23 protein-coding genes are annotated in these 21413 nt (G+C 68.6%); 11 read left to right on the plus strand and 12 right to left on the minus strand.

Annotation, left to right across the window (positions count from 1 at the left end):
* Nucleotides 1–48: 48 nt before the first annotated feature.
* Together UK23_RS24435 and UK23_RS24440 are read right to left on the minus strand one after the other, a co-directional pair.
* Nucleotides 49–672, minus strand: coding sequence for an MBL fold metallo-hydrolase (locus UK23_RS24435; protein ID WP_045313954.1), 624 nt, complete (start codon nucleotides 670–672; stop codon nucleotides 49–51).
* On the minus strand, nucleotides 669–1358 hold the full coding sequence (locus UK23_RS24440) for a 2-phosphosulfolactate phosphatase (RefSeq protein ID WP_045313955.1): 690 nt from the start codon (nucleotides 1356–1358) through the stop codon (nucleotides 669–671). The genes UK23_RS24435 and UK23_RS24440 overlap by 4 nt, the downstream gene beginning before the upstream one ends.
* A gap of 27 nt (nucleotides 1359–1385) precedes the next feature.
* Between UK23_RS24440 and UK23_RS24445 the strand changes: the two genes are divergently transcribed.
* Complete coding sequence (locus tag UK23_RS24445) at nucleotides 1386–1835, plus strand: ribose-5-phosphate isomerase (RefSeq protein WP_045313956.1); 450 nt, start codon at nucleotides 1386–1388, stop codon at nucleotides 1833–1835.
* Nucleotides 1835–2641 carry an Fpg/Nei family DNA glycosylase gene (locus UK23_RS24450; protein WP_045313957.1) on the plus strand — a complete coding sequence of 269 codons (807 nt, stop codon included), beginning with the start codon at nucleotides 1835–1837 and terminating at the stop codon, nucleotides 2639–2641. The genes UK23_RS24445 and UK23_RS24450 overlap by 1 nt, the downstream gene beginning before the upstream one ends.
* Nucleotides 2642–2738: 97 nt before the next feature.
* Here UK23_RS24450 and UK23_RS24455 read toward each other — a convergent pair whose 3' ends face one another.
* From UK23_RS24455 to UK23_RS24475, 5 genes are all read right to left on the minus strand, one after another.
* Entirely contained in the window at nucleotides 2739–3485 is a 747-nt protein-coding gene (locus tag UK23_RS24455) for a hypothetical protein (RefSeq protein WP_045313958.1), read from the minus strand.
* A 57-nt stretch (nucleotides 3486–3542) separates the two neighbouring features.
* Nucleotides 3543–4754, minus strand: a complete 1212-nt coding sequence (locus UK23_RS24460; RefSeq protein WP_045313959.1) for a GNAT family N-acetyltransferase — start codon at nucleotides 4752–4754, stop codon at nucleotides 3543–3545.
* A gap of 70 nt (nucleotides 4755–4824) precedes the next feature.
* The gene (locus UK23_RS24465; protein ID WP_082114931.1) at nucleotides 4825–6177 is read right to left on the minus strand and encodes an aldehyde dehydrogenase family protein; all 1353 of its coding nucleotides are present in this window, start codon (nucleotides 6175–6177) and stop codon (nucleotides 4825–4827) included.
* Between the two features lie 71 nt (nucleotides 6178–6248).
* The gene (locus UK23_RS24470) at nucleotides 6249–7094 is read right to left on the minus strand and encodes a DNA-3-methyladenine glycosylase family protein (RefSeq protein WP_045313961.1); all 846 of its coding nucleotides are present in this window, start codon (nucleotides 7092–7094) and stop codon (nucleotides 6249–6251) included.
* Between the two features lie 36 nt (nucleotides 7095–7130).
* On the minus strand, nucleotides 7131–7739 hold the full coding sequence (locus UK23_RS24475) for a DSBA oxidoreductase (RefSeq protein ID WP_045313962.1): 609 nt from the start codon (nucleotides 7737–7739) through the stop codon (nucleotides 7131–7133).
* A gap of 173 nt (nucleotides 7740–7912) precedes the next feature.
* Here UK23_RS24475 and pepN point away from each other — a divergent pair, with 173 nt between their 5' ends.
* The 4 genes from pepN (at nucleotide 7913) to UK23_RS24490 (ending at nucleotide 11954) form a co-directional block, all read left to right on the plus strand.
* On the plus strand, nucleotides 7913–10474 hold the full coding sequence (pepN, locus tag UK23_RS24480) for an aminopeptidase N (RefSeq protein WP_045313963.1): 2562 nt from the start codon (nucleotides 7913–7915) through the stop codon (nucleotides 10472–10474).
* A gap of 79 nt (nucleotides 10475–10553) precedes the next feature.
* The gene (locus UK23_RS51895) at nucleotides 10554–10706 is read left to right on the plus strand and encodes a hypothetical protein (protein ID WP_156213357.1); all 153 of its coding nucleotides are present in this window, start codon (nucleotides 10554–10556) and stop codon (nucleotides 10704–10706) included.
* 10 nt (nucleotides 10707–10716) lie between these two features.
* Nucleotides 10717–11319, plus strand: a complete 603-nt coding sequence (locus UK23_RS24485; protein ID WP_156213358.1) for a GNAT family N-acetyltransferase — start codon at nucleotides 10717–10719, stop codon at nucleotides 11317–11319.
* Nucleotides 11316–11954, plus strand: a complete 639-nt coding sequence (locus tag UK23_RS24490) for a GNAT family N-acetyltransferase (protein WP_052684993.1) — start codon at nucleotides 11316–11318, stop codon at nucleotides 11952–11954. Before UK23_RS24485 ends, UK23_RS24490 begins: the two co-directional genes overlap by 4 nt.
* Here UK23_RS24490 and UK23_RS24495 read toward each other — a convergent pair.
* The 4 genes from UK23_RS24495 to UK23_RS24510 form a co-directional block, all read right to left on the minus strand.
* Nucleotides 11941–12393: a T6SS immunity protein Tdi1 domain-containing protein gene (locus UK23_RS24495; RefSeq protein WP_082114932.1), complete on the minus strand. Its 453-nt coding sequence runs from the start codon at nucleotides 12391–12393 to the stop codon at nucleotides 11941–11943. The genes UK23_RS24490 and UK23_RS24495 overlap by 14 nt on opposite strands.
* Before the next feature lie 64 nt (nucleotides 12394–12457).
* Complete coding sequence (locus UK23_RS24500; protein ID WP_045313964.1) at nucleotides 12458–12931, minus strand: DUF5130 family protein; 474 nt, start codon at nucleotides 12929–12931, stop codon at nucleotides 12458–12460.
* Nucleotides 12918–13163 carry a hypothetical protein gene (locus tag UK23_RS24505; RefSeq protein ID WP_045313965.1) on the minus strand — a complete coding sequence of 82 codons (246 nt, stop codon included), beginning with the start codon at nucleotides 13161–13163 and terminating at the stop codon, nucleotides 12918–12920. The genes UK23_RS24500 and UK23_RS24505 overlap by 14 nt, the downstream gene beginning before the upstream one ends.
* Nucleotides 13164–13183: 20 nt before the next feature.
* Entirely contained in the window at nucleotides 13184–14386 is a 1203-nt protein-coding gene (locus UK23_RS24510) for an MFS transporter (protein ID WP_052684995.1), read from the minus strand.
* A gap of 207 nt (nucleotides 14387–14593) precedes the next feature.
* On the opposite strand from UK23_RS24510, the gene UK23_RS52905 reads away from it, so the two are divergent.
* Entirely contained in the window at nucleotides 14594–15157 is a 564-nt protein-coding gene (locus UK23_RS52905) for a DUF2345 domain-containing protein (RefSeq protein ID WP_045313968.1), read from the plus strand.
* A 17-nt stretch (nucleotides 15158–15174) separates the two neighbouring features.
* Here the strand turns inward: UK23_RS52905 and UK23_RS24525 are convergent, their stop codons facing one another.
* Nucleotides 15175–15843 (minus strand): HNH endonuclease, encoded by a 669-nt coding sequence (locus tag UK23_RS24525; RefSeq protein ID WP_082114933.1) that lies wholly within the window; start codon nucleotides 15841–15843, stop codon nucleotides 15175–15177.
* Nucleotides 15844–15995: 152 nt separating this feature from the next.
* On the opposite strand from UK23_RS24525, the gene UK23_RS24530 reads away from it, so the two are divergent.
* From UK23_RS24530 to UK23_RS24545, 4 genes are all read left to right on the plus strand, one after another.
* A complete protein-coding gene (locus tag UK23_RS24530; RefSeq protein ID WP_045313969.1) occupies nucleotides 15996–18092 on the plus strand; it encodes a prolyl oligopeptidase family serine peptidase in 2097 nt (698 codons plus the stop codon).
* 65 nt (nucleotides 18093–18157) lie between these two features.
* The gene (locus tag UK23_RS24535) at nucleotides 18158–19018 is read left to right on the plus strand and encodes a mechanosensitive ion channel family protein (protein WP_045313976.1); all 861 of its coding nucleotides are present in this window, start codon (nucleotides 18158–18160) and stop codon (nucleotides 19016–19018) included.
* 76 nt (nucleotides 19019–19094) lie between these two features.
* Nucleotides 19095–19478, plus strand: coding sequence for a globin (locus UK23_RS24540; protein ID WP_045313970.1), 384 nt, complete (start codon nucleotides 19095–19097; stop codon nucleotides 19476–19478).
* A gap of 57 nt (nucleotides 19479–19535) precedes the next feature.
* Nucleotides 19536–21128, plus strand: a complete 1593-nt coding sequence (locus UK23_RS24545; protein WP_045313971.1) for an alpha-amylase family glycosyl hydrolase — start codon at nucleotides 19536–19538, stop codon at nucleotides 21126–21128.
* Nucleotides 21129–21413: the final 285 nt, after the last annotated feature.

Raw genomic sequence — 21413 nt, forward strand, 5'->3', positions numbered from 1 at the left:
ATCGAAGCGTCTGACGCCCCGGGTTCTTGCTGACCCGACAAAGCACTACTAGCTCACTGCTGGGATGACCATTTCCCGCACGAACGCGGCGTCGACCGGATTGCCGTGCCCCGGCACGACGATCCGCGGGTTCAGCTCCAGCACGCGGTCCAGGACGTGGCGCCAGTTCGACGGCGTGGCGTCCGAACCTGCCTGAGCGGGAGCGCCTTCCTCGACGAGGTCGCCCGCGAACACCACTCCGGCGTCCGGCACGTGCACGATCACGTCGTGCGAACTGTGCGCGGGCCCGAAGTGGTGCAGATCGACCCGGCGCCCGCCGACGTCGAGCGTGACGGTGTCGCGGAACGTGTGCGTGGGCGCGATCAACGTGCCCTCGAAGGGTTCCGGGTAGTACCTGGCCCTGCTTTCGAGCAGCGACTCGTCGACCACGCAGTCCTCGTGCGCCCACACCTCGCACGGCAGGAACGCCTCGGTGGCCAGCACGTGGTCGAAGTGGTTGTGCGTCAACACGATCCGCGACGGCCCTCGCCCGGACGAACACAGCTCCGAGGCAAGGCTCGGATCCATGCCGGAGTCCACGAGCAGCGAGTCACCGGACCCGACGACGTACCCGAGCGTCAGGTCGAGCTCGGTGTGGCGCCGGATGAACACGCCATCCGCGATCTCGATCACCGCGGCACTCCCCCGGACAGAACTCCGTCGACCAGCACCGGAACGGCGTCGCTCACCCCGAGCTGCACCGCCAGCTCCACGTCCGCCGCATGGCCGTGCGCGATCAGCTCCTGCCCGGACCCGCACGCCCGCACCGCGGCAGCGACATCGGTGTTCTGGAACGCCGTGACCGCGAGCTGCGCCTCGGGCGAAGCAGCCCCGGACAGTCGCATCTCGGACAGGGCGGCAAGCACCGCACCCGCGCCCAGGTAGTCCTCGACGCACGGCCGCAGCGGACCGAACGACTCCCCCACCCCGGCCATGTTGAGACCCCACCGCTCACCGCCGGGGATCACCCCGATCGTCTCCCCCAGCTCGCCCGCCCGCTTCGCCACCGCCGAGGCGTTGCGCAGACAGGCTGCGAGCACGTGCGCCCCGGTCTCCCCCGCCAGCGTGCAGAGGTTCGACCCGTTCGGCGACGGCAGCTCGACCAACCCGGTCGCGTCGACGAGTGATGCTGGTCGCAGCGTGCCGTTGCGCGGCTTCCACCGCGACGGCCGGACCTGGCCGCCGTTGCAGACCACCAGGTCGACAGAAGTCGTGAACGACAACACGTCCACGACAACCAGCACGTCACAGCCCCGCAGCACGTCGACGCCTTCAGGCCCCCACTCCAGCTTCAGCTGGTACCCCTCCTGAGCAAACATGCCGCCCAGCGTGTCAGACTCCGGGACGTGCGCGTTTATCTGGCAGCAGACCACGCGGGCTTCGAGCTGAAGTCCCACCTGTCCAAGGCTCTGAGCGAGCAGGGTCACGAGGTCGTCGACGTCGGCGCCCACGAATACGACGCCCAGGACGACTACGTGTCGTTCTGCGTCGACGCCGCGGAGCAGGTCGTGGCGAATCCCGGCACCCTCGGCGTCGTCATCGGCGGTTCGGGCAACGGCGAGCAGATCGCCGCGAACAAGGTGAAGGGCGCTCGCGCCGCACTGGCGTGGAACGTCGACACCGCCCAGCTGGCCCGACAGCACAACGACGCCAACCTCGTCGGCATCGGCGCTCGCCAGCACACGACCGAGGAGGCGATCGCGATTGTCACGGCGTTCGTCGACACGCCGTTCTCGGGCGAGCCGCGGCACCAGCGCCGGATCGACCAGGTCAGTGCCTACGAAACCAAGGCCTGATGCCTGAGGGCCACACGCTGCACCGCCTCGCGCGGCTGCACCAGCGCCGGTACGCGGGCAAGCCCGTGTCCGTCACGAGTCCACAGGGACGCTTCGCGGCCGCGGCGTCCCTTGTGGACGGACGTAAGCTCGTCCGCGCCGAGGCGCATGGCAAGCACCTGTTCCACGTCTACGGTCCGGACGCGGTCGTGCACGTCCACCTCGGCCTCATCGGGACCTTCACCGAGGCACCGCTCCCGGTCCTGCTGCCGGTGGGCCAGGTCCGGATGCGCATGGTCGGCGAGACCCACTGGACGGACCTGCGCGGCCCGGCCATGTGCGACGTGCTCAACTCCGACGAGGTCAAGGCGATCCGGAAAAGGCTCGGCCCCGACCCGTTGCGCAAGGACGCCGTCCCGGACCTGGCCTACCAGCGCATCCTGCGGTCGAAGCAACCGCTGGCCGCGCTGCTGATGGACCAGAAGATCCTCGCGGGCGTCGGCAACGTCTACCGCGCCGAGATCCTGTTCCGGCACAACGTGAACCCGATGCTCGTCGGCAACAAGGTCAGCCGCGAGCTGTGGGACGCGCTCTGGGACGACCTCGTCGTGCTGATGAAGGACGGCGTGAAGGTCGGCCAGATCAACACGGTCCGCCGCGAGCACATGCCACGCGCCATGGGACGTGCGCCGCGCGTGGACCGGCACGGCGGCGAGGTGTACGTCTACCGCCGCGCCGGCGAGCCGTGCCTGATCTGCGGCACCGAGGTCATGACCACCGAACTCGCAGGTCGCAACCTCTTCTGGTGCCCCGGCTGCCAGCCCTAGAAAAAATCGGGTGGGCCGTTTTGGGTGCGGCTGGAAAGTACTCAGTTGATGAGCACTTTTGCGCACACGAGCACACTCCAGCCGTGAGCACTTTGCGCTAGAAGTCGAACCCGCCCATGTCGCCGAAGTCGAAGCCACCGGCGTCACCCACGTCGGCACCACCGAAGTCGCCGCCCATGTCGCCCATGTCGCCACCGCCGAAGTCCGCGGCACCCATGTCCGCCATGCCGTAGTCACCGATGCCGTGCATACCGGAGAACATGGCGTCCATCAGCAGGAACGTGCCCACGCCCCAAGCGCCGGCCACGAGCGCGGGCTTCCACCACGGCTCGGAGTACCAGCCACGTGGCACCGGGCGTCCGGCGACCATGCCACCGGGGTAGTAGTAGGGCGTGCCGGAACCGGAGTTCGGCGACGCGGCATAAGCGTGGCCCTCGACGCTGACCTGGCGGTCTTCGCTGACGGCACCCGCCTGCTTCTGCCCGGCGCTCTCGGGCAGCGCGGGTCCTGGGTCCATACCCATGGCCTCACGTGCGGCGCGGACGTAGTGCAGACCTTCCATCGCCGTCTCGGTGACCAGGCGCGCCTGCGGGATCGTGCGGGCCTGCTCCATCTGCGACCCGGCCGCGGTGAAGCGCTCGGACGCATCGGCCATGGCCTGCGTGGACGCGGCGTTCGACCCCGTGAGGCTCATCACCTGCCCGCCCAGCCGTTCGACCCACCGGCGGGCCTCCGCCTTGGCGTCGTCGAGCTCCCGCGCCTTGCGCGCGTTGCTCTGGCTGACCAGGTAGAACACCCCTGCGACCAGCAGTACCAGTACAACCACCCACACGATGGCGCCCACGGCTTTACCTCCCACACCAGGTAAACCGTCAACGAGTGAATGGCGCCCGTTGTTCCGTCAGAACACCTCTGGGCAATGGGGCTCGTGTTCGCCGAGGAACGCCAACGAGAGCGCGTCGACATGACCGGCCGTGTGCTCGACCACGCGGTGTGCGCGCCTGAGCACCGAAAGCCTTACGCCACCGAGATAGGCACTGCCGAGCGCGGCGACGTCGAGCGACACGTCCGCTGAGTCGTCGGTGCGCGTCACGAGCGCTTCCCCGCTCTTCACGGTGAGGCGCCAGCGGCCGGAGTTCCACGGGCAGAGGGAGTCGGCAACCTCGATCACACTGTCCACATCAGACTGATAACGGCGCAGCGGCAGCGCCCGTTCGACGTCGACGATCCGCAGCCACAACGCGTCGGCGAGCTCCTGCCGCACCTTCCGCGGGTTGTCGACCATGTGCACGATCGGGTCGTCCGTGTTGGTGAAGTACGAGATGCCGGTCGCCAGGTCGACGTCGAGCAGGAACCGGTACAGGTCCACGTACGCCTGCTCGGTCTCGCACACCAGCTCGCGCACGTGCAGCTCGTTCTGCGGCCCGCTGTTGTCCCACTCGTGCTTCACCCGGAACACCACATACCCCTGCGGGTGCAGGCAGTAGCGGTAGGCGGAGAGGCCGTCGCGGTCGCTCTCGGCGTCGGCGAGGTGGTTCTCCCACGTCCCGTCGACCCTGCTGAGCCAGCCGATCCTCGCGCGGCGCACGCGGTCGTGCACCTCGCGCATGAACGGCATGGCTTCCTCGCGCGTCACCTGGCGAATCCGCGCGTCGCTCACGGACACCCCGGGGTGGAACGGCATACGCGTCGGCATCTTCATCATCGACAGGCTCGACGCCAGCTCGCCGTAGCCGAACCGCCGGTAGATCGCCCCCTCGGACGCCCAGAGGATCCCGATCGGTTCGCCTGCCTCGTGCATGGCGTGCAGCTGCGTCTTCATCAGCAACGACGCCACGCCCCGCCGCCGATGGCCCGGCTTGACGCCCACGACGGTCACCGCTCCGACAGGTACCTGTGCTCCGCCCGGCACCGTGAGCTCGCGGGTGAGGATCCCGCCGGTGCCCACCATCTCGTCGCCGTCGAAGATCGCGTGCGCCCGGTCCAGCTCCAGCACCCTCATCCAGCGCTGCTCGCCGGCAGGCTCGTCGAGGAACGACCAGGAGAACACCTTCTCGAACTCGGGCAGGTCCGCTTGGTCGATGGTCCTGATGCTCAGCGCCGAGTCAGCCATGGCAGCAGTGATACGCCGCCCCGGCTCGTCCCGCAGCTCAATTTCCGCCCACGCCGGCGACGGCGGCGGTCTAGCGCTGGATCGACTTGATCTCGCAGAACTCGTCCAGGCCGAACTTGCCGAACTCACGGCCGTTGCCCGACTGGCGGTAACCGCCGAACGGCGCGCTCGTGTTGAACGCGGCGGCGTTGATGTCGACCTGGCCGGTGCGCAGGCGCTTGGCCACCCGCATCGCCCGGTCGGCATCAGCGGAGAACACGCCGCCTGCCAGGCCGTAGATCGTGGAGTTGGCGATGCGCACCGCGTCGTCCTCGTCCGCGTACGGCATGACCGCGAGGACGGGCCCGAAGATCTCCTCCTGGGCGATCGTCATCTCCGGCGTGACGCCACCGAACACCGTCGGCGCCACGTAGAAGCCTTGGGGCAACGGCGCTTCCGGCCCACCGGCGGCCAGTCGCGCGCCTTCCTCGACACCCTTGCGGATGTAGCCGACCACGCGGTCGCGCTGCGCCTTCGACACCGCCGGACCGATCCGGGTCGACGACTCGCTCGGGTCCGCCGAGACGTATTTCGAAGCCGCCGCGGCCGCCAGTTCCACGGCCTCGTCGTGCCGGTCCGCGGGCACCAGCAAGCGCGTCCAGGCGCTGCACGCCTGGCCGTTGTTCATGAACGAGTTGGCGACCGCGATCTTCACGGCACGCGCCAGATCGGCGTCGTCGAGCACGATGCACGCCGACTTGCCGCCCAGCTCCAGCGCGACCCGCTTCACGGTCTCGGACGCCACCGCCGACACCCGCCGGCCGGCGCGGGTGGACCCGGTGAACGACACCATGTCCACATCGGGGTGCGCGGCCAGCGCCTCGCCGACGACCGGCCCGGTGCCGTGCACCAGCCCGAACACGCCCTCCGGCACGGTCGCCGTGATGATCTCGGCCAGCAGGTCCGCGGTCCTGGGCGCGAGCTCGCTCGGCTTGAGCACGACGGTGTTGCCCGCGGCGAGCGCCGGCACGACCTTCGCGACCATCTGCTGCAGCGGGAAGTTCCACGGCGTGATGGCGGCGACGACCCCGATCGGCTCGCGGAGGACCAGCGAGTTGCCGATCTCCTCCGGCTCGAAGTAGCCGCGTTCCAGCACGTCCGCGACACCCTCCGCGATGGCGATGGGGTTCGCGACCTGCACCTTCTGGCTGAACGTTATGGGGGTGCCCATCTCGGCCGTCATGGCGGCCGCGAGCTCGTCAGCACGACCGCGCAGGCCGTCGATGATCGCCCGGACGACCTTCGCCCGTTCCTCGACCGAGGTCTGCGACCACGCCGGGAAGGCGGCCACCGCGGCGGCCACGGCCGTGTCGACGTCGGCCGGTGTGCCTTCGGCGAGCGTGCCGATGACTTCCTCGGTGGCGGGGTTGACGACCTCGATCACGAGAGCCCTCCAGGCGGATGTGACACCAAACAGCTGACAAGGGTCCAGACTGTCACATCACCTGGCAACGGTCACGCCTGGGCAGAGGCCATCAGCCCTCCGATCCGCCGCTCCCGCAGCACCCGGAGATGCACCGCCGCCCACGTCCGATAGGGCCGCCACGCCTCGGAGACCTCCGGCAACGGCCGCCCGTACCGTTCACGAACCTCGTCGGTGAGCCTGGACTCGTTGTGCGGCACGGCATCCGGCGCGTTCGCCCCGCGCAACACGACCAGCTCGGCCGCGAACGGCCCCAGCCCCTTGACCTGCTGCACCGCCAGCACGGCCGCCGCGGGTTTCATCGCGCGCAGCGTCACGCCGTCCAGCAGCCCGTCCAGCGCCGCCTCGGCCACCGCGCGCAGGTACTCGGGCTTGCGACCGGGTAAGTCGAGGTCGAGAGATCGCAACTCGGCAGGCGGGGGAAACACCCCGTCCTGCAGCAGCGAGGCCTTCAACGCCGCCGCCTGCGTCATCCGGACCCGCTGCGACAGCACGGACCACGCCGCCGCCTCGTACGGCGAGTAGAAGCCGCACGGACGTAAGCCGGGCAGTTCCGCCTGAGCAGCGGCGATCACCGGATCCCGCGCGCCGACCTCGGGCCAGCCCCGCCCGTCGACGTCCAGCGCCAGGAACCGGCACACCTGCGCCGCCGCCAGATCCAGATCACCGGGACCGGACAGCTCCAGAACGGCAGTGGCGCCGCGCTGGGTCACGGAGACCTCAGCCCGGCGCCACTCACCCTCGGTCAAGAACTCGGCCCGCAGCGCGTCGCCCGCGAGAGCAGGCAACCGGGACGGCGTGAAGCCCTCCCAGAACGCCCGGGACATCCCCAGCGACCAAGGGCCCTGAACTGCGACTTCAACGCGGTGGTGGCTCATGTCACATGACGTTAGCGAGCACCACCGACAAAAAACTCAGCTGAAGTCGAGGTCGCCGGAGCGGGTCCGCTTCAGCTCGAAGAAGTACGGGTAGCCGGCCAGCAACCGGGCACCGTCGAAGATCGTGCCCGCCTCCTCGCCCCGCGGGATCTTCGTCAGCACCGGGCCGAAGAACGCGACACCGTCGATGTGGATCGTGGGCGTGCCGACGTCCATGCCGACCGGGTCCATGCCGCGGTGGTGGCTCTTCTTGAGCTCCTCGTCGAACTCGGTCGAGTGCGCGGCGTCCGCCAGCTCGGCCGGCAGCTCGGCGTCGGCCAGGGCCAGCTTGATGATCTCGTCGAAGTCCTTGTTGCCCTCGTTGTGGATGCGCGTGCCCATCGCCGTGTACAGCCGCGGCAGCACCTCGTTGCCGAACTTCTGCTCGGCGGCGATGGCGACCCGGACCGGGCCCCAGCCCTTGGTCATGAGCTCCACGTACTGCTCGGGGAGGTCACGCCCCTCGTTCAGCACGGAAAGACTCATCACGTGGAAGCTGAGGTCGATGTCGCGGACCTTCTCCACCTCCAGGATCCACCGCGAGGTGATCCAGGCGAACGGACAAAGAGGGTCGAAGTAGAAGTCGACCTTCGCCTTGTCGGCCATGCGTGCCCCTTCAGTCGCGTTCTGTCGCGTTGGGTGCGGTTATCGCCCCATCAGCCCAACCAGATCACCCTGTCATCTCTTCCCGTACGCCGGTTCCGTGATTGGATGCGGGAGTCATAACCATTCCCGACGACGTCAGCGCGTAACCACACGCGCGGCAGACGAGGTGAACAGTGGCCGCGCCCAACCTCACCCGCGACCAGGCTCAGGAACGTGCTGAGCTGCTGGAAGTGGAGTCCTACCGGATCGAGCTGGACCTGACCGACGGCGGCGGAAAGCCGGGTTCGGACACGTTCCGCTCCACCACCACCGTGGTGTTCCGCAGCCGGACTCCGGGTGCTTCCTCGTGGATCGACATCGTGGCGGCGACCGTGCACCGCGCTGTGCTCAACGGCAGCGAGCTCGACGTCTCCTCCTACCGCGAGGAGGACGGCATCAACCTGCCGGACCTCGCGGAGACCAACGAGCTCACCATCGAGGCCGACTGCCGGTACATGAACACCGGCGAGGGCCTGCACCGGTTCGTCGACCCGGTCGACGGCGGCGTGTACCTGTACTCGCAGTTCGAGACCGCGGACGCCAAGCGCATGTTCGCGTGCTTCGACCAGCCCGACCTGAAGTCCGTCTACTCCATGAAGGTGACGGCGCCGCACGACTGGAAGGTCATCTCGAACGGCGAGATCATCGCCACCGAGGACGGCGAGGGCGGCGCGGACGTGCACACGTTCGCCACCACCAAGCCGATGTCGACCTACATCGTCGCGCTGGTGGCCGGTCCGTACGCGGAGTGGCGCGACGAGTTCGTCGAGGGCGACTTCAAGATCCCGCTCGGCATCTACTGCCGCGCCTCGCTCGCTCCGCACATGGACGCCGAGCGGCTGTTCACGGAGACCAAGCAGGGCTTCGGGTTCTTCCACAAGGCGTTCGGGGTGCAGTACCCGTTCGGCAAGTACGACCAGTGCTTCGTGCCGGAGTTCAACGCGGGTGCGATGGAGAACGCCGGCTGCGTCACGTTCCTGGAGGACTACGTCTTCCGCAGCCGCGTCACCCGCTACCTCTACGAGCGCCGCGCCGAGACCGTGCTGCACGAGATGGCGCACATGTGGTTCGGCGACCTCGTGACCATGCGCTGGTGGGACGACCTGTGGCTGAACGAGTCGTTCGCCACCTGGGCCTCGGTGCTCGCGCAGGCCGAGGCCACCGAGTACCGCCAGGCGTGGACGACGTTCGCGAAGATCGAGAAGTCGTGGGCGTACCGGCAAGACCAGCTGCCCTCGACCCACCCGGTGGCCGCGGACATCTCCGACGTGCAGGCGGTCGAGGTCAACTTCGACGGCATCACCTACGCCAAGGGCGCTTCCGTGCTGAAGCAGCTCGTCGCGTACGTCGGGCTGGAGAACTTCCTGGCTGGCCTTCGGGTCTACTTCGCCAAGCACGCGTGGAGCAACGCGACGCTGGCGGACCTGCTCGGTGCGCTGGAGGAGGCGTCCGGGCGCGACCTGTCGTGGTGGAGCGCGCAGTGGCTGGAGACGACCGGCCTGAACCTGTTGCGCCCCAAGTTCACCGTTGACGCTCAGGGCAGGTTCACCGAGTTCGCCGTGCTGCAGGGCGGCGCGCGTCCGGGTGCCGGCGAACTGCGCACGCACCGCATCGCGATCGGCGTCTACGACGACGACGGCACGGGCAAGCTCGTCCGCACGCACCGCCACGAACTTGACGTCACCGGTGACCGCACCGAGGTTCCGGAACTGGTCGGCGTGCACCGCGGCAAGATCGTGCTGGTCAACGACGACGACCTCACGTACTGCACGATGCGCCTCGACCCCGACTCGCTGGCCGGGCTGATCGACCACATCTCCGACATCGCCGAGCCGCTGCCGCGCACGCTGTGCTGGTCGGCCGCGTGGGAGATGACCCGCGAGGCCGAGCTGAAGGCACGCGACTTCGTGAACCTGGTGCTCGGCGGGCTGCACGCCGAGTCCGAGGTCGGTGTGGTGCAACGGCTTCTGCTGCAGGCCCAGACCTCGCTGTCGTCCTACGCGGACGACGCGTGGCGCGGTGAGGGCTGGCGCCGGTTCGTGGCCACGACGCTGGAGCTGGCCCAGTCGGCCGAGCCCGGCTCCGACCACCAGCTGGCGTTCGTGAACGCGCTGACGTCGTCGGTGCTCGACGAGTCCACTGTGGACGTACTGCGCGGCTGGTACGACGGTTCGGCCGTGCTTGCGGGACTGGACGTGGACACCGATCTGCGGTGGCGTCTGCTGCAGGCCCTGGTGGCTCACGGCAAGGCGGACCTGGCGGAGATCAACGCCGAGGAGGAGCGCGACCCGACCTCCACCGGCCACCGCCGCGCGCAGCAGGCCCGTGCGCTGCGCCCAACCATCGCAGCCAAGGACGAGGCGTGGGACCGGGCGGTGAACGACGACGACCTGCCCAACGCGGTCAGCGAGGCGATCATCGCGGGTATCTCGCACCCCGGCCAGAAGGAGCTGCTCGCACCGTACGTCGAGCGCTACTTCGCCGACGTGAAGGGCGTGTGGGACCGCCGCACGTCCGAACGCGCGCAGTCCATGGTGGTGGGCATGTTCCCGGCGTGGTCGATCGCCCGGTCCACTGTGGAGGCCGCCGACGCGTGGCTCGCCGACGAGCACCCGCCGGCGTTGCGCCGCCTGGTTTCCGAGGGGCGTGCGGGCATCGTGCGCGCCCTGGCTGCGCAGGAGTTCGACCGCTCCTGAGTTGGTGCTTTGAAAGCCCCGCAATGCGTTCGCGCGTTGCGGGGCTTTCGCATAGCGTCAGGAGGACTGGGGAGGTGCGGTGCGGTACGAGATCGTGCACTGGTACGAGAACGGCGACCCGCTTCTGGTCGAGTGCGAACACGTGGTGCTGCTGGATCGCCATGGCCGGGCGGGCCGCGTGCACCTCGCGATGAGCGAGGCATTGCTCGGCCCTGGCCACTACGTCGTCTAGTTTGGACGGGGTGAAGGAGCTGGATCGCCGGATGGCTCTCGGCGCACTCGTGAACCGCTGGATCACCGGCTGGACCAAGATCGCGGGCCTGGTCCGCGAACCGCGGGCACGGCGTGTGCTGACCGACGAAGGTGAGACGTCCTGGCACGCGACGCAGATGGAGAAAGGTGACTGGATCACCGTGCCGACGAACGCGCCGGAGCAGGTGACCGCGATTCTCACCGGTGTCGGTCTGAAGGTTCGGCCGCGGGAGACGTTCATGCGCCGCCTGCTCACGAATCACCCCGCACCTGAAGCACCCGACGGCTACACGGTCGAGGTGACGCGTGAGGACGTCGTGATCGAGGTCCGGGTGCTGCGCGACGGCGCCGAGGCAGCCAGCGGGCTGATCGCGGTGGTCGGTGAAGACGCTGTGCCACACGGCATCGCGACGACGCCCGGGCACCGGCGGCGCGGACTCGCCAGTGTGGTGATGGGTGTGCTCGCCCGGGAAGCCGTGGCAGCCGGCGCCACGACAGGTCTGCTGTTCGCGTCGGAGGATGGTCTGCCGGTGTACCGCACGCTCGGCTGGGAAGCCGTTTCCGACGTGGTGATCGCGGAGGGGAAGTCATGATCGGTGAACTGGTGGAGCGCTGGCACCGCGGCTGGATCAAGGCCGACGGGCTGACGTCCGAGTACCGCGACGGGTACCTGGTCGTCGACGTGAACCGGTCGCGCCGCAAGTACGAGTGGATCGCCACCGACGACGCGGAAGCCGGTGCCATGGCTCGAATCGTGGCAGCCACGACCGAACCGAGCTGGCTGAGCATTCCGACCGGCGAGCCGGAGAAGGTCGTCGCGGAGATCGAGGCGGCCGGACTTGTCGTGGCCCGGCCGGACGAGACGTTCATGCGGTGCGTGCTCGCCGATCACCCGCAGTTCGACGTGCCCGCGGGCTACGCCGTGGAGGTGCGACGGACCCCGGTCATCGGGGTGCGGATCCTCCAGGACGGCGAGGAAGCGGCGAGCGGGCTGATGGCCGTGGTGGGTGAAGACGCTGTGGCACACCGCATCGGCACCGGGGACGCCCATCGGCGACGCGGGCTGGGCAGCGTCGTGATGGGCGTGCTGGCGCGCGAGGCGGTGAAGGACGGGGCGAAGACCGGGTTGCTGTTCTCGTCGACCGAAGGCGTGCACCTGTACCGCAAGCTCGGCTGGGAGAAGATCTCCGACCTCGTGGTGGCGCGCAACGACGTCACGTCAGATTGATGCCCGTGATCGGCGTGCCCGGTGGCAAGTCCTTGACCTGCAACCAGATCTGGCCGTGGATCGACCAGTACACCTCGAGGTTCACGGCCTCCAGGTTCTCCACGGAGTCCGCGCCGCCCAGGAACAACGGCGTCCGGTAGCCGACGCACTGGCCCTCGCCCAGCGACATCGGGTTGCGGGCCTGCCACTCGGCGAACAGGTCCGTGCGCAGCAGCTCGTCCGGTGCGGCGGCGAGAGCCTCTTCCAGCGTCGGGTAGTCGTACCCGAGCGCCTCGGCCGTGCCGGGATCGAACACCACCACCATGCCGTTCGTCTCGAGGTACTGCCGGCCCATCCAATCCACGGCCGTGAAGGACACTTCCTCCAGGTCCGGGAACATTTCGCGGACCATTCGCAGCGCGGACACCGCGGACGTGCGGTCGTGCTTGCGCAAACTCATCGAAAACCCCCAGAAAACACGCAGGCCCCCGGCTGCGAAACCGGGGGCCTGGCGGAGAAGAACTTCAGGAACGGTTGCCCGCCTGGTCGGTCAGCATGCGCAGGCCCGACACGAGGCCGCCCGCGAGGTCGCCCTCCTTGAAGGACGCCACCATGCTCATCACCGCAAGCTTGGCGCCGCGGTCGGCGAGGCGGCGGTGCGACTCCTCGCCCGTCACGATCTCGACGACGCGCTCACCCGGCGACACGGCCAGCAGCACGTGGTGCGCCGGGCGGTCGGTGGAGGCGTGCAGCTCCTCGGCGCGCTCGCGCGAGGAAGAGCCCAGCTCCCCCAGGTACACGCTGAAGTCGAGGCCGGTGGTGCGGCTGGAGAGCGTCAGCGCCTCGTCCAGCTGCGCGAGCTGGGTCGGCGTGAACGGCAGTTCCGGCGCGTGCGGCTCGTACATCTTGGCGGCGGAGACACGGCCGCTGTTCGTCACGACCGCGCCCACGGGCAACGTCGACGGGTCGACGGCCTCGATGGCCTTACCAGCTGCCACGAGCGCCTCCCTTGGCCGTCGAGCCCGAGACAGCGGGCTCGGTGGTGCTGTGGTGGTCCACGCTCAACCCTGCCGGGTTCGCGCTCCACCACACCGGGGCGTAGCCCCACTCCTGGCCGGGCCGGTACCGGGGAATCCGGGTGGCCTTTGGCCTCACCGTCAACAGCGCGATCACGCCGTACAGAGCCAGCGGGATCAGCGCGAAGACGAGGACGGTCTCCACGATGGTCACGGCGGGTACGGTAGCCGAACTCACGCGCGCGTGAGAGGCCGGGCCAGCAAGATCGAGGTCAATCCCACGATCGTGCCCGCCACGACGTACACGGTGCCCAGCGACGTCGCCGCCGCCAGTGGTCCGGCGAGGCCTGCGCCCAGTGGCGACAGACCCCACGCGAGCACCCGATAAGCGCTGGTCACACGGCCCATCATCGGGCCGGGCGTGAGGCGCTGGCGACGGGTCGCGGACAGCACGTTCCACCCTGCGGACGCCACGCCGAACAGCACGCACGCGATCACCGCGACCACCAGCCACGGCACCAGCCCGAACAACGCGAACGCCGCGCCCAGCAACGCGAGGAAACCGACCATCACCCGCCCCGGACCCCACCGCGACGCGAGCCGCGGGGACGACCACGCGCCTAGCAGAGCGCCGGCCGCCATGCACACGACAAGGCCGGGAACCACCGGTTCGGCGAGGCCGAGCACCTGGATGGAGTAGAGGGCCAGCATGGCGTTGATCGCGGCCGCACAGACAGCTGTGATTGCCACGGCAACTACCAGTGACCGCAGGCCAGGGGTCCGCACGAGGAACCGCGCGCCCTCGACGAGCTGCCCGCCAAGATCGCCCCCAGCACGTTCGGGAGCCACGTCTGGCACGCGGGACACCAGCACCGCCGCGGCCACGAACGACGTCGCGTCCAGCGCGAAACAGGCCGCCGGTGCCCACCAGAACAGCACCGCGGCCGCCAGCGGTCCGGCGAGGTCCATGCCGACCGTCTCGACCGTCACGAACCTGCCGTTGGCCGCCTCCAGCTCGTCCGGCCCCGCCAGCTCGACCAGCAGCACCTGGGACGCCGAGTCCGCGAATGTCTCAGCCGAGGTCAGTACAAAAGCCGTGGCGCACAAGACGACGACCGTCGCATGTCCGGTGTGGACCGCCAGAGCGAGCAGTCCGGTCACCCCGGCGCGCAGCCAATGTGCCACCACGACAACGGTTCGCGGCCTCCAGCGGTCCACGAACGCGCCGGCCGGCAGCGCGATGAGCAACCACGGCAGCGTGGTGGCGACGGCCACCGCGGACACCGCGAGCGGGCTGCGGGTGCTCGCGGCCGTGAACAACGGCAACGCGACGACGCGCACGCCGTCCCCGACGAGCGACACCGCCCATGCCGCGGTGAGCGCCCGGAAACCGCGTCCGTGCAGGCCTTTCGCGGTATGACGCACGTCACGTTCCATCAGTTTGAACGCTACAGAGCGTGTCCATACCGGCCAGTAAGGGCAATGAGTGCTCTCGTGCGGCGCAGCGGTTACACCCGGTCAGGCCTCACCCGGTCGGATGCGAACGGGTGCCGGTTTGGGGTCTTGTTCCCGGAACACCCACCTCTTAGCTTTTCACCTATACGGCTCTTGCGCAGCCGTACCGAGCGTCCTGGAGGACACAAAATGTTGAACACGACCCGCCCCCAGGCCCTGTCCATCACTCTTCCGAGCTACAAGGACGATTCAGTGCGTATTACGGCAAGTGACTCCGTTCGCATCACGGCGCGTGACTCCGTTCGGATCACTGCGGTCGATTCGGTGCGCATCACTGCCGCGGACTCGGTGCGCATCACGATGGCAGACTCGGTTCGCATCACGGCGAGCGATTCGGTCAGGATCACCATGTCCGATTCGGTGCGCATCACCGCCCGTGAGGACTCCGTTCGCATCACCGCCCAGCAGGATTCCGTCAGGATCACGGCGCGTGAGGACTCGGTCCGGATCACGATGGACGACTCGGTCCGGATCACGGCTCACGACGACTCCGTACGCATCACCGCCGAGGACGACAGCGTCCGCATCACCATGGACGACTCCGTGCGCATCACGGCCCACGACGACAGCGTCCGCATCACCGCGCACGACGACTCGGTCCGCATCACGATGGACGACTCCGTGCGGATCACCGCGCACGACGACAGCGTCCGCATCACGGCTCGCCAGGACGACTTCTCCCTCGCGGCCTGACCCCACCCGAAGGCAGATCAGGCCGCGGGTTCACCCAGGTACGGCAACCACTGCGGATCAGCCTCGGTCACCCCGGCGAGCAGCCGCCAGTGCTGGCCACGCGGCGCCGCGGGTATGACGCGCAGCCGCCAGCCCAGTTCGGACAGCAGCTTGTCCGCCTTGCGGTGGTTGCACTTCGCACAGCAGGCGACGCAGTTGGTCCAGGTGTGAGGTCCGCCACGCGAGCGCGGCACGACGTGGTCGATCGTCTCGGCCCGCCCGCCGCAGTAGGCACAGCGATAACGGTCGCGCTGCATGAGCCCGGCGCGGGTCATCGGCACGCGGCCGCGATAAGGCACGCGCACGTAGGTGCTCAGCCGGATCACGGACGGCACGAGCACCTCGGACTTGGACGAGTGCAGCACCAGCCCGGAAGCGTCTCCGTGCACGACTTCGGCCTTGCCGCACACCACCAGCACGACCGCCCGGCGCAGTGACAAGGCCGTGAGCGGCTCGAACGTGGCGTTCAGCAGCAGAACTTTGCGTCTTCCCCAGGGGAAAACCGCCGGCGTCGGACCGGAACCTCCCCCATCTCGATCCCCATCCGGTACCGCCCGCAGCTCGGGCTGATTTCGGCATGGGGGGACCGTCGGCGCCGTCTCGCCTGGTAGCGAGCCGCCGATAGGGGTCGGTTGTCGGTCTGGCACGCGACCACCTCCACCGGTTCAGCCATAGGAGACCACATTTACCAGCAAAAAATCACGTGTGATAAGTGACGCGTCATGGATGTGTGATCAAACCCGGGGTCAACCAGCTCCCTAAACGGAAGTGGTTTTCATCGCCCGGTACCCTTGACAAGGTGACAGAGGCTCCTTCCACTCCGCTGCCTGCGACGATCTCCTACCCGTTCGCCGAGCGGCTAAACCTCGTCGAGCAGATTCACGGTCGCGACGTCGCCGATCCGTACCGCTGGCTCGAGGACACGGCAGACCCCCGCACCGCGGAGTGGTCGCAGGCGCAGGACGCGCTCACGCGGTCCTGGTTGGACGCGATGCCCGGCCGCGCTCGCCTCGGCAGCAGGCTCAAGGAACTGATGCGCACGGGGTCGGTGTCGACGCCGGTCTGGCGCGCGGGCAGGGCGTTCTTCACCCGCCGCGGTCCCGAGCAGGACCACCCCGTCGTCGTGGTGCGCGAGGCCGACGGCACCGAACGCGTGCTGCTGGACGTGAGCGTGCTCGACCCGTCCGGCAGGACCACTTTGGACAGCTGGTCGCCGAGCCTCGAGGGCAAGCGCCTGGCGTACCAGGTGTCCGTGGGCGGCAACGAGCACTCGCTGCTGCACGTGATCGACGTCGACTCCGGCGAGCTCGTCGAAGGGCCGATCGACAGGTGCCGCTACTCCTCGATCGGCTGGCTGCCGGGCGGCGAGGAGTTCTTCTACGTCCGCCAGCTCGACCCGGCGCTGCTGCCAGAGGACGAGAAGCTGTTCCACCGCCGCGTGTGGCGTCACCGCGTGGGCACGGACCCGGAGACGGACCTCAACGTGCACGGCGAGGGCCAGGCGCACACCTTCTACTACACGCTGAACGTCTCGCACGACGGTCGCTGGCTGGTCGTGAGTGGCGCGCCCAGCACGCTGAAGCACGACTCGGTGTGGATCGCGGACCTGCACGGTGACGCCGCGCTCAAGCCGGTGATCCTGACCGAGGCCGGCGTGCAGTGCTCCGCGTCCGTCGCCCGTGACGGCAGGCTCTACCTGCACACCAACCACAACGCGCCCCGGCAGCGCCTCTGCGTCGCCGACCCGGAGCACCCCACCGAGTGGACCGAGCTGATCAGCGAGGAACCGGACTCGGTGCTCGACGGCGTGCGCTGGCTCAACGGCGACCTCGTGGTGCTGAGGACCAGGCACGCGGTGTCCGAACTGCACCTGCACGACGCCACGACCGGCGCGCACAAGCAGGAGATCCCGCTGCCCGGCACGGGTTCGCTGCACGGCATGTCCGTTGTGGACGCTCAGACCGACCACGACCGGGACACGGTGTGGTTCGGGTGGACGGACTTCGTGACGCCGCAGTCGGTGTTCCGCTTCTCCGCCACCACCGGCGAAACCGTGCTGCACGAGGCCGCGCCCGGCCGTGTCGAACTGCCGACGGTCACCACGCAGCAGATCGCGTACACGTCCAAGGACGGCACGACGGTGCGCATGTTCGTCGTGAGCGGCGAGCAGAAGCCCGACCTGCCCCGTCCCGCGCTGCTCACCGGCTACGGCGGCTTCGCGATCGGCCGCGGCCCCGGCTACAGCGCGACCACGCTGGCGTGGGTCGAAGCAGGCGGCGTGTGGGTGCACGTGTCGTTGCGCGGCGGCGACGAGGAAGGCGAGGAGTGGCACGTCGCGGGCATGCGCGCCAACAAGCAGAACGTGTTCGACGACTTCCACGCCGCCGCGGAACGCCTGGTGCGGGACGGCTGGACCACGCCGCAGCAGCTGGCGATCATGGGCGGCTCCAACGGCGGGCTGCTCGTGGGTGCCGCGCTGACGCAGCGCCCTGAGCTCTACGCGGCCGTGGTGTGCTCAGCGCCACTGCTCGACATGGTGCGCTACGAGAACTTCCTGCTCGGACGCCTGTGGGCCGACGAGTATGGCAGCGCAAGCGTTTCCGAGGAGCTCGGCTGGCTGCTCTCCTACTCTCCGTATCACCGAGTGGTAACGGATGTTGAGTACCCTTCCGTCTTGTTCACGGTGTTCGAGTCGGATTCTCGGGTGGACCCCAACCACGCCAGGAAGATGTGCGCGGCACTCCAGCACGCGTCGTCGAGTGATCCGACCAAGCACCCGGTGCTGATCCGCCGCGAGACCGAGGTCGGTCACGCGGGCAGGTCGGTCAGCCGGACCGTTGCTCTCGCCGTGGACCAGCTGACGTTTCTCGCGAATGCCACTGGCATGGAGTTGTAGGAGGACACGACCACGTGTTGGCGCAGAGCCCGGTGGACGACGCCGCGAACAAGACCGCTCAGGCGATCGAGTTCTTCGAGAAGTACGGGCCGGACATCATCGCGGGCGCGATCAAGATCGTCGTGATCCTGATCGCCGCCTTCGTGATCAGGGCACTGCTGCGCAAGGTCATCGACCGGATCACGACACCGGGCAAAGAGGGCAAGAAGCCTGGCCTGCTCAAGCCGCTGCGCGAACGTGCTCCGCAGGCGCTCGGGAACCTGATCTCCGAGCGCCGTGAGCAACGTGCGAAGACCATCGGCTCGGTGCTGAAGTCGATCGTCACGATCCTCGTGTTCGGCATAGCGTTCCTCGAGATCATGATCGTGCTGACGCTCGACATCACGCCGGTGCTGACCTCGGCGGGCATCCTCGGCGTCGCCATCGGCTTCGGCGCGCAGAACCTGGTGAAGGACTTCCTGTCCGGCATGTTCATGCTGATGGAGGACCAGTACGGCGTCGGCGACGTCGTCGACCTCGGCCCGTCGATCACCGGCACGGTCGAGGCGGTCGCCCTGCGCACCACGACGATCCGTGACACCGGCGGCACGGTCTGGTACGTCCGCAACGGCGAGATCCTGCGCGTCGGCAACTCGTCGCAGGGCTTCGCGGTCGCGGTCGTCGACCTGCCGCTGAGCTACGGCGCGAACCTCGCCGAGGCCACCAAGGTGCTGGAGCGCACCGTCGCCGAGGTGGCGGAGATGGATCCGGTCAAGACGGACATCACGGCGAAGCCCGAGGTGCTCGGTGTGGAGAAGTTCACACCGGACAACATCACGCTGCGGGTGACCGTGAAGACGCGGCCCGGACGTCAGTGGGCGGTCCAGCGAAACCTCCGTGCGCAGCTCATGCCCGCCCTGGAGGAAGCAGGCTTCACCGCCAAGTGAGGTCGAACACCCATTCGAGACGGCCAATCACCGGGGCGCCCTGCACGCGGTGGCTCGCGTGAGTCAGGATGGGTGGGTGGGCAACCCCGTGAGCTTCTTCGAACAGGTCGGTGGCGAGGAGACGTTCCACCGCATCGTCGCGCGCTTCTACAAAGAGGTGAAGGCCGACGAGATCCTCCTCCCCCTGTACCCGGAAGAGGACCTCGGACCTGCGGAGGAGCGCCTACGGCTGTTCCTCATGCAGTACTGGGGCGGCCCCCACACCTACTCGGAGAACCGGGGCCACCCGAGGCTGCGGATGCGGCACGTACCGTTCAAGATCGGCCCGATCGAGCGCGACGCGTGGCTGCGCTGCATGCGGATCGCCGTCGATGAGGCCGGCCTGGACGAGGCCCACCGCAAGCAGCTCTGGGAGTACCTGGAGATGGCCGCGAACAGCCTGATGAACGCCTGGTCTTGATCGCCCATCACCCGATCGGGCCCAATCGCCGCGAGACGTAAGGCAGGATGACCCCCCGTGCGACGATCCTCCGACCTCAACCCCGAGATCGCCGAAGAGTCCGCCTGGTGGCGTGACGCCGTCTTCTACCAGGTGTACGTGCGTTCCTTCGCCGACTCCAACGGCGACGGCGTCGGCGACCTCGAGGGCATCCGGTCCCGTCTCGGCTACCTGGAACTGCTCGGGGTCGACGCCCTGTGGCTCACCCCGTTCTACCGCTCGCCGATGGCCGACCACGGCTACGACGTCGCCGACCCGCGCGACGTCGACCCGCTGTTCGGCGACCTGGCCGCGTTCGACCGGCTGGTGGCGGACGCGCACGAGCACAACATCCGGGTGACCGTCGACCTGGTCCCGAACCACACGAGCGACCTGCACGAGTGGTTCCAGGAGGCCCTGCACGCCGGTCCGGGCAGCATGGAACGCGCCCGCTACATCTTCCGCGAGGGCCGCGGCTTCGACGGCTCGCAGCCGCCGAACAACTGGGTGTCCGTCTTCGGCGGCCCTGCCTGGACCCGCGTGCCCGACGGCCAGTGGTACCTGCACCTGTTCGCGCCGGAGCAGCCCGACCTCAACTGGGACCACCCGGAGGTCCGCGCCGACCTGGAGCACACGCTGCGGTTCTGGCTGGACCGCGGTGTCGACGGCTTCCGCATCGACGTGGCGCACGGCATGGCCAAGCCAGAAGGCCTGCCGGACATGGAGATCAAGGTGCAGGCGCCGGGTGTGCTGTCCGACGACGCGCACGACCCGCGGTTCGACAACGACGGCGTGCACGAGATCCACCGCATGATCCGCAAGGTCATGGACGGCTACCCCGGCACGATGGCCGTCGGCGAGATCTGGGTGAAGGACGACGAGCGGTTCGCCGCCTACGTCCGCCCCGACGAGCTGCACCTGGGCTTCAACTTCCGCCTGGTCGAGGCCGGCTTCGACGCCGACGCCGTCCGTTCGGCGATCGAGCACTCGCTGGGTGCGGTGGCTTTGTCCGGCACGCCCGCCACGTGGACGCTGTCCAACCACGACGTCGCACGGCACGTGACCCGCTACGGCGGCGGCGCGCTGGGCGAGCAGCGGGCCCGCGCGATGACGCTGGTCGAGCTGGCGCTGCCGGGCGTGATCTACCTGTACAACGGCGAAGAGCTCGGCCTGCCGAACGTGGAACTGCCGGACTGGGCCCTGCAGGACCCGACCTGGGAGCGCTCCGGCCACACCGAGCGCGGCCGGGACGGCTGCCGCGTGCCGATCCCGTGGGAGGGCACGACGCCGCCGTTCGGGTTCTCGACGGCCGTGAACACCTGGCTGCCGCAGCCGAACGAGTGGGACCACCTCACCGCGGAAGCACAGCTGGAGGACCCCGGTTCGATGCTGTCGCTGTACCGGGAGGCTTTGGAGCACCGGAAGTCCAACACGTCGTTCGCGGGCGACGAGCTGGAGTGGTACGGCGCCCCGGCCGGGTGTTTCGCGTTCCGGCGCAAGGGTGGCGGGCTGATCTGCGCGCTGAACACGTCCGGTGCTTCCGTGCCGCTGCCGCCCGGTCAGGTGCTGTTGTCGTCCGGTCCGATGGACGGCGACCAGCTGCCGCCTGACACGGCCGTCTGGCTGGTCTGAGCGGACTGTCGGACCCGCTGGATCCGTTGGGTTCTACCGATTTGGTGACCGGGGTGGACACGCGTGCCGTGCCCGCCCTGGTTTGCTGATGGCGTCTGCAAGTACCACCAAACCATGATCGAATCGCCTCTAACGACACCCGAACTGACGACGTGCGGCTTGTCGGGCTGTTGGGTGTGCTCAGCGGCCTGTTGATGTTGGTTTGGCGGTACTTGCAGACGCCTGGTCGTTTGGCGGCGATCTTGTCGGACCCTCTGAGTACGTTGAAACGCAGGGGTTCCCAGC

The sequence above is a fragment of the Lentzea aerocolonigenes genome, assembly GCF_000955955.1.
GTDB classification, from domain to species: domain Bacteria; phylum Actinomycetota; class Actinomycetes; order Mycobacteriales; family Pseudonocardiaceae; genus Lentzea; species Lentzea aerocolonigenes_A.

Excerpts from the sequence above, each read along its gene's own strand:
- UK23_RS24490 (WP_052684993.1), top strand. The coding sequence starts at position 11,316 with ATGATCGGTGAACTGGTGGAGCGCTGGCACCGCGGCTGGATCAAGGCC.
- UK23_RS52905 (WP_045313968.1), top strand. The coding sequence starts at position 14,594 with ATGTTGAACACGACCCGCCCCCAGGCCCTGTCCATCACTCTTCCGAGC.
- UK23_RS24460 (WP_045313959.1), bottom strand. The coding sequence starts at position 4,754 with ATGGCTGACTCGGCGCTGAGCATCAGGACCATCGACCAAGCGGACCTG.
- UK23_RS24440 (WP_045313955.1), bottom strand. The coding sequence starts at position 1,358 with ATGTTTGCTCAGGAGGGGTACCAGCTGAAGCTGGAGTGGGGGCCTGAA.
- UK23_RS24470 (WP_045313961.1), bottom strand. The coding sequence starts at position 7,094 with ATGAGCCACCACCGCGTTGAAGTCGCAGTTCAGGGCCCTTGGTCGCTG.
- UK23_RS24475 (WP_045313962.1), bottom strand. The coding sequence starts at position 7,739 with ATGGCCGACAAGGCGAAGGTCGACTTCTACTTCGACCCTCTTTGTCCG.
- UK23_RS24495 (WP_082114932.1), bottom strand. The coding sequence starts at position 12,393 with ATGAGTTTGCGCAAGCACGACCGCACGTCCGCGGTGTCCGCGCTGCGA.
- UK23_RS24510 (WP_052684995.1), bottom strand. The coding sequence starts at position 14,386 with ATGGAACGTGACGTGCGTCATACCGCGAAAGGCCTGCACGGACGCGGT.
- UK23_RS24450 (WP_045313957.1), top strand. The coding sequence starts at position 1,835 with ATGCCTGAGGGCCACACGCTGCACCGCCTCGCGCGGCTGCACCAGCGC.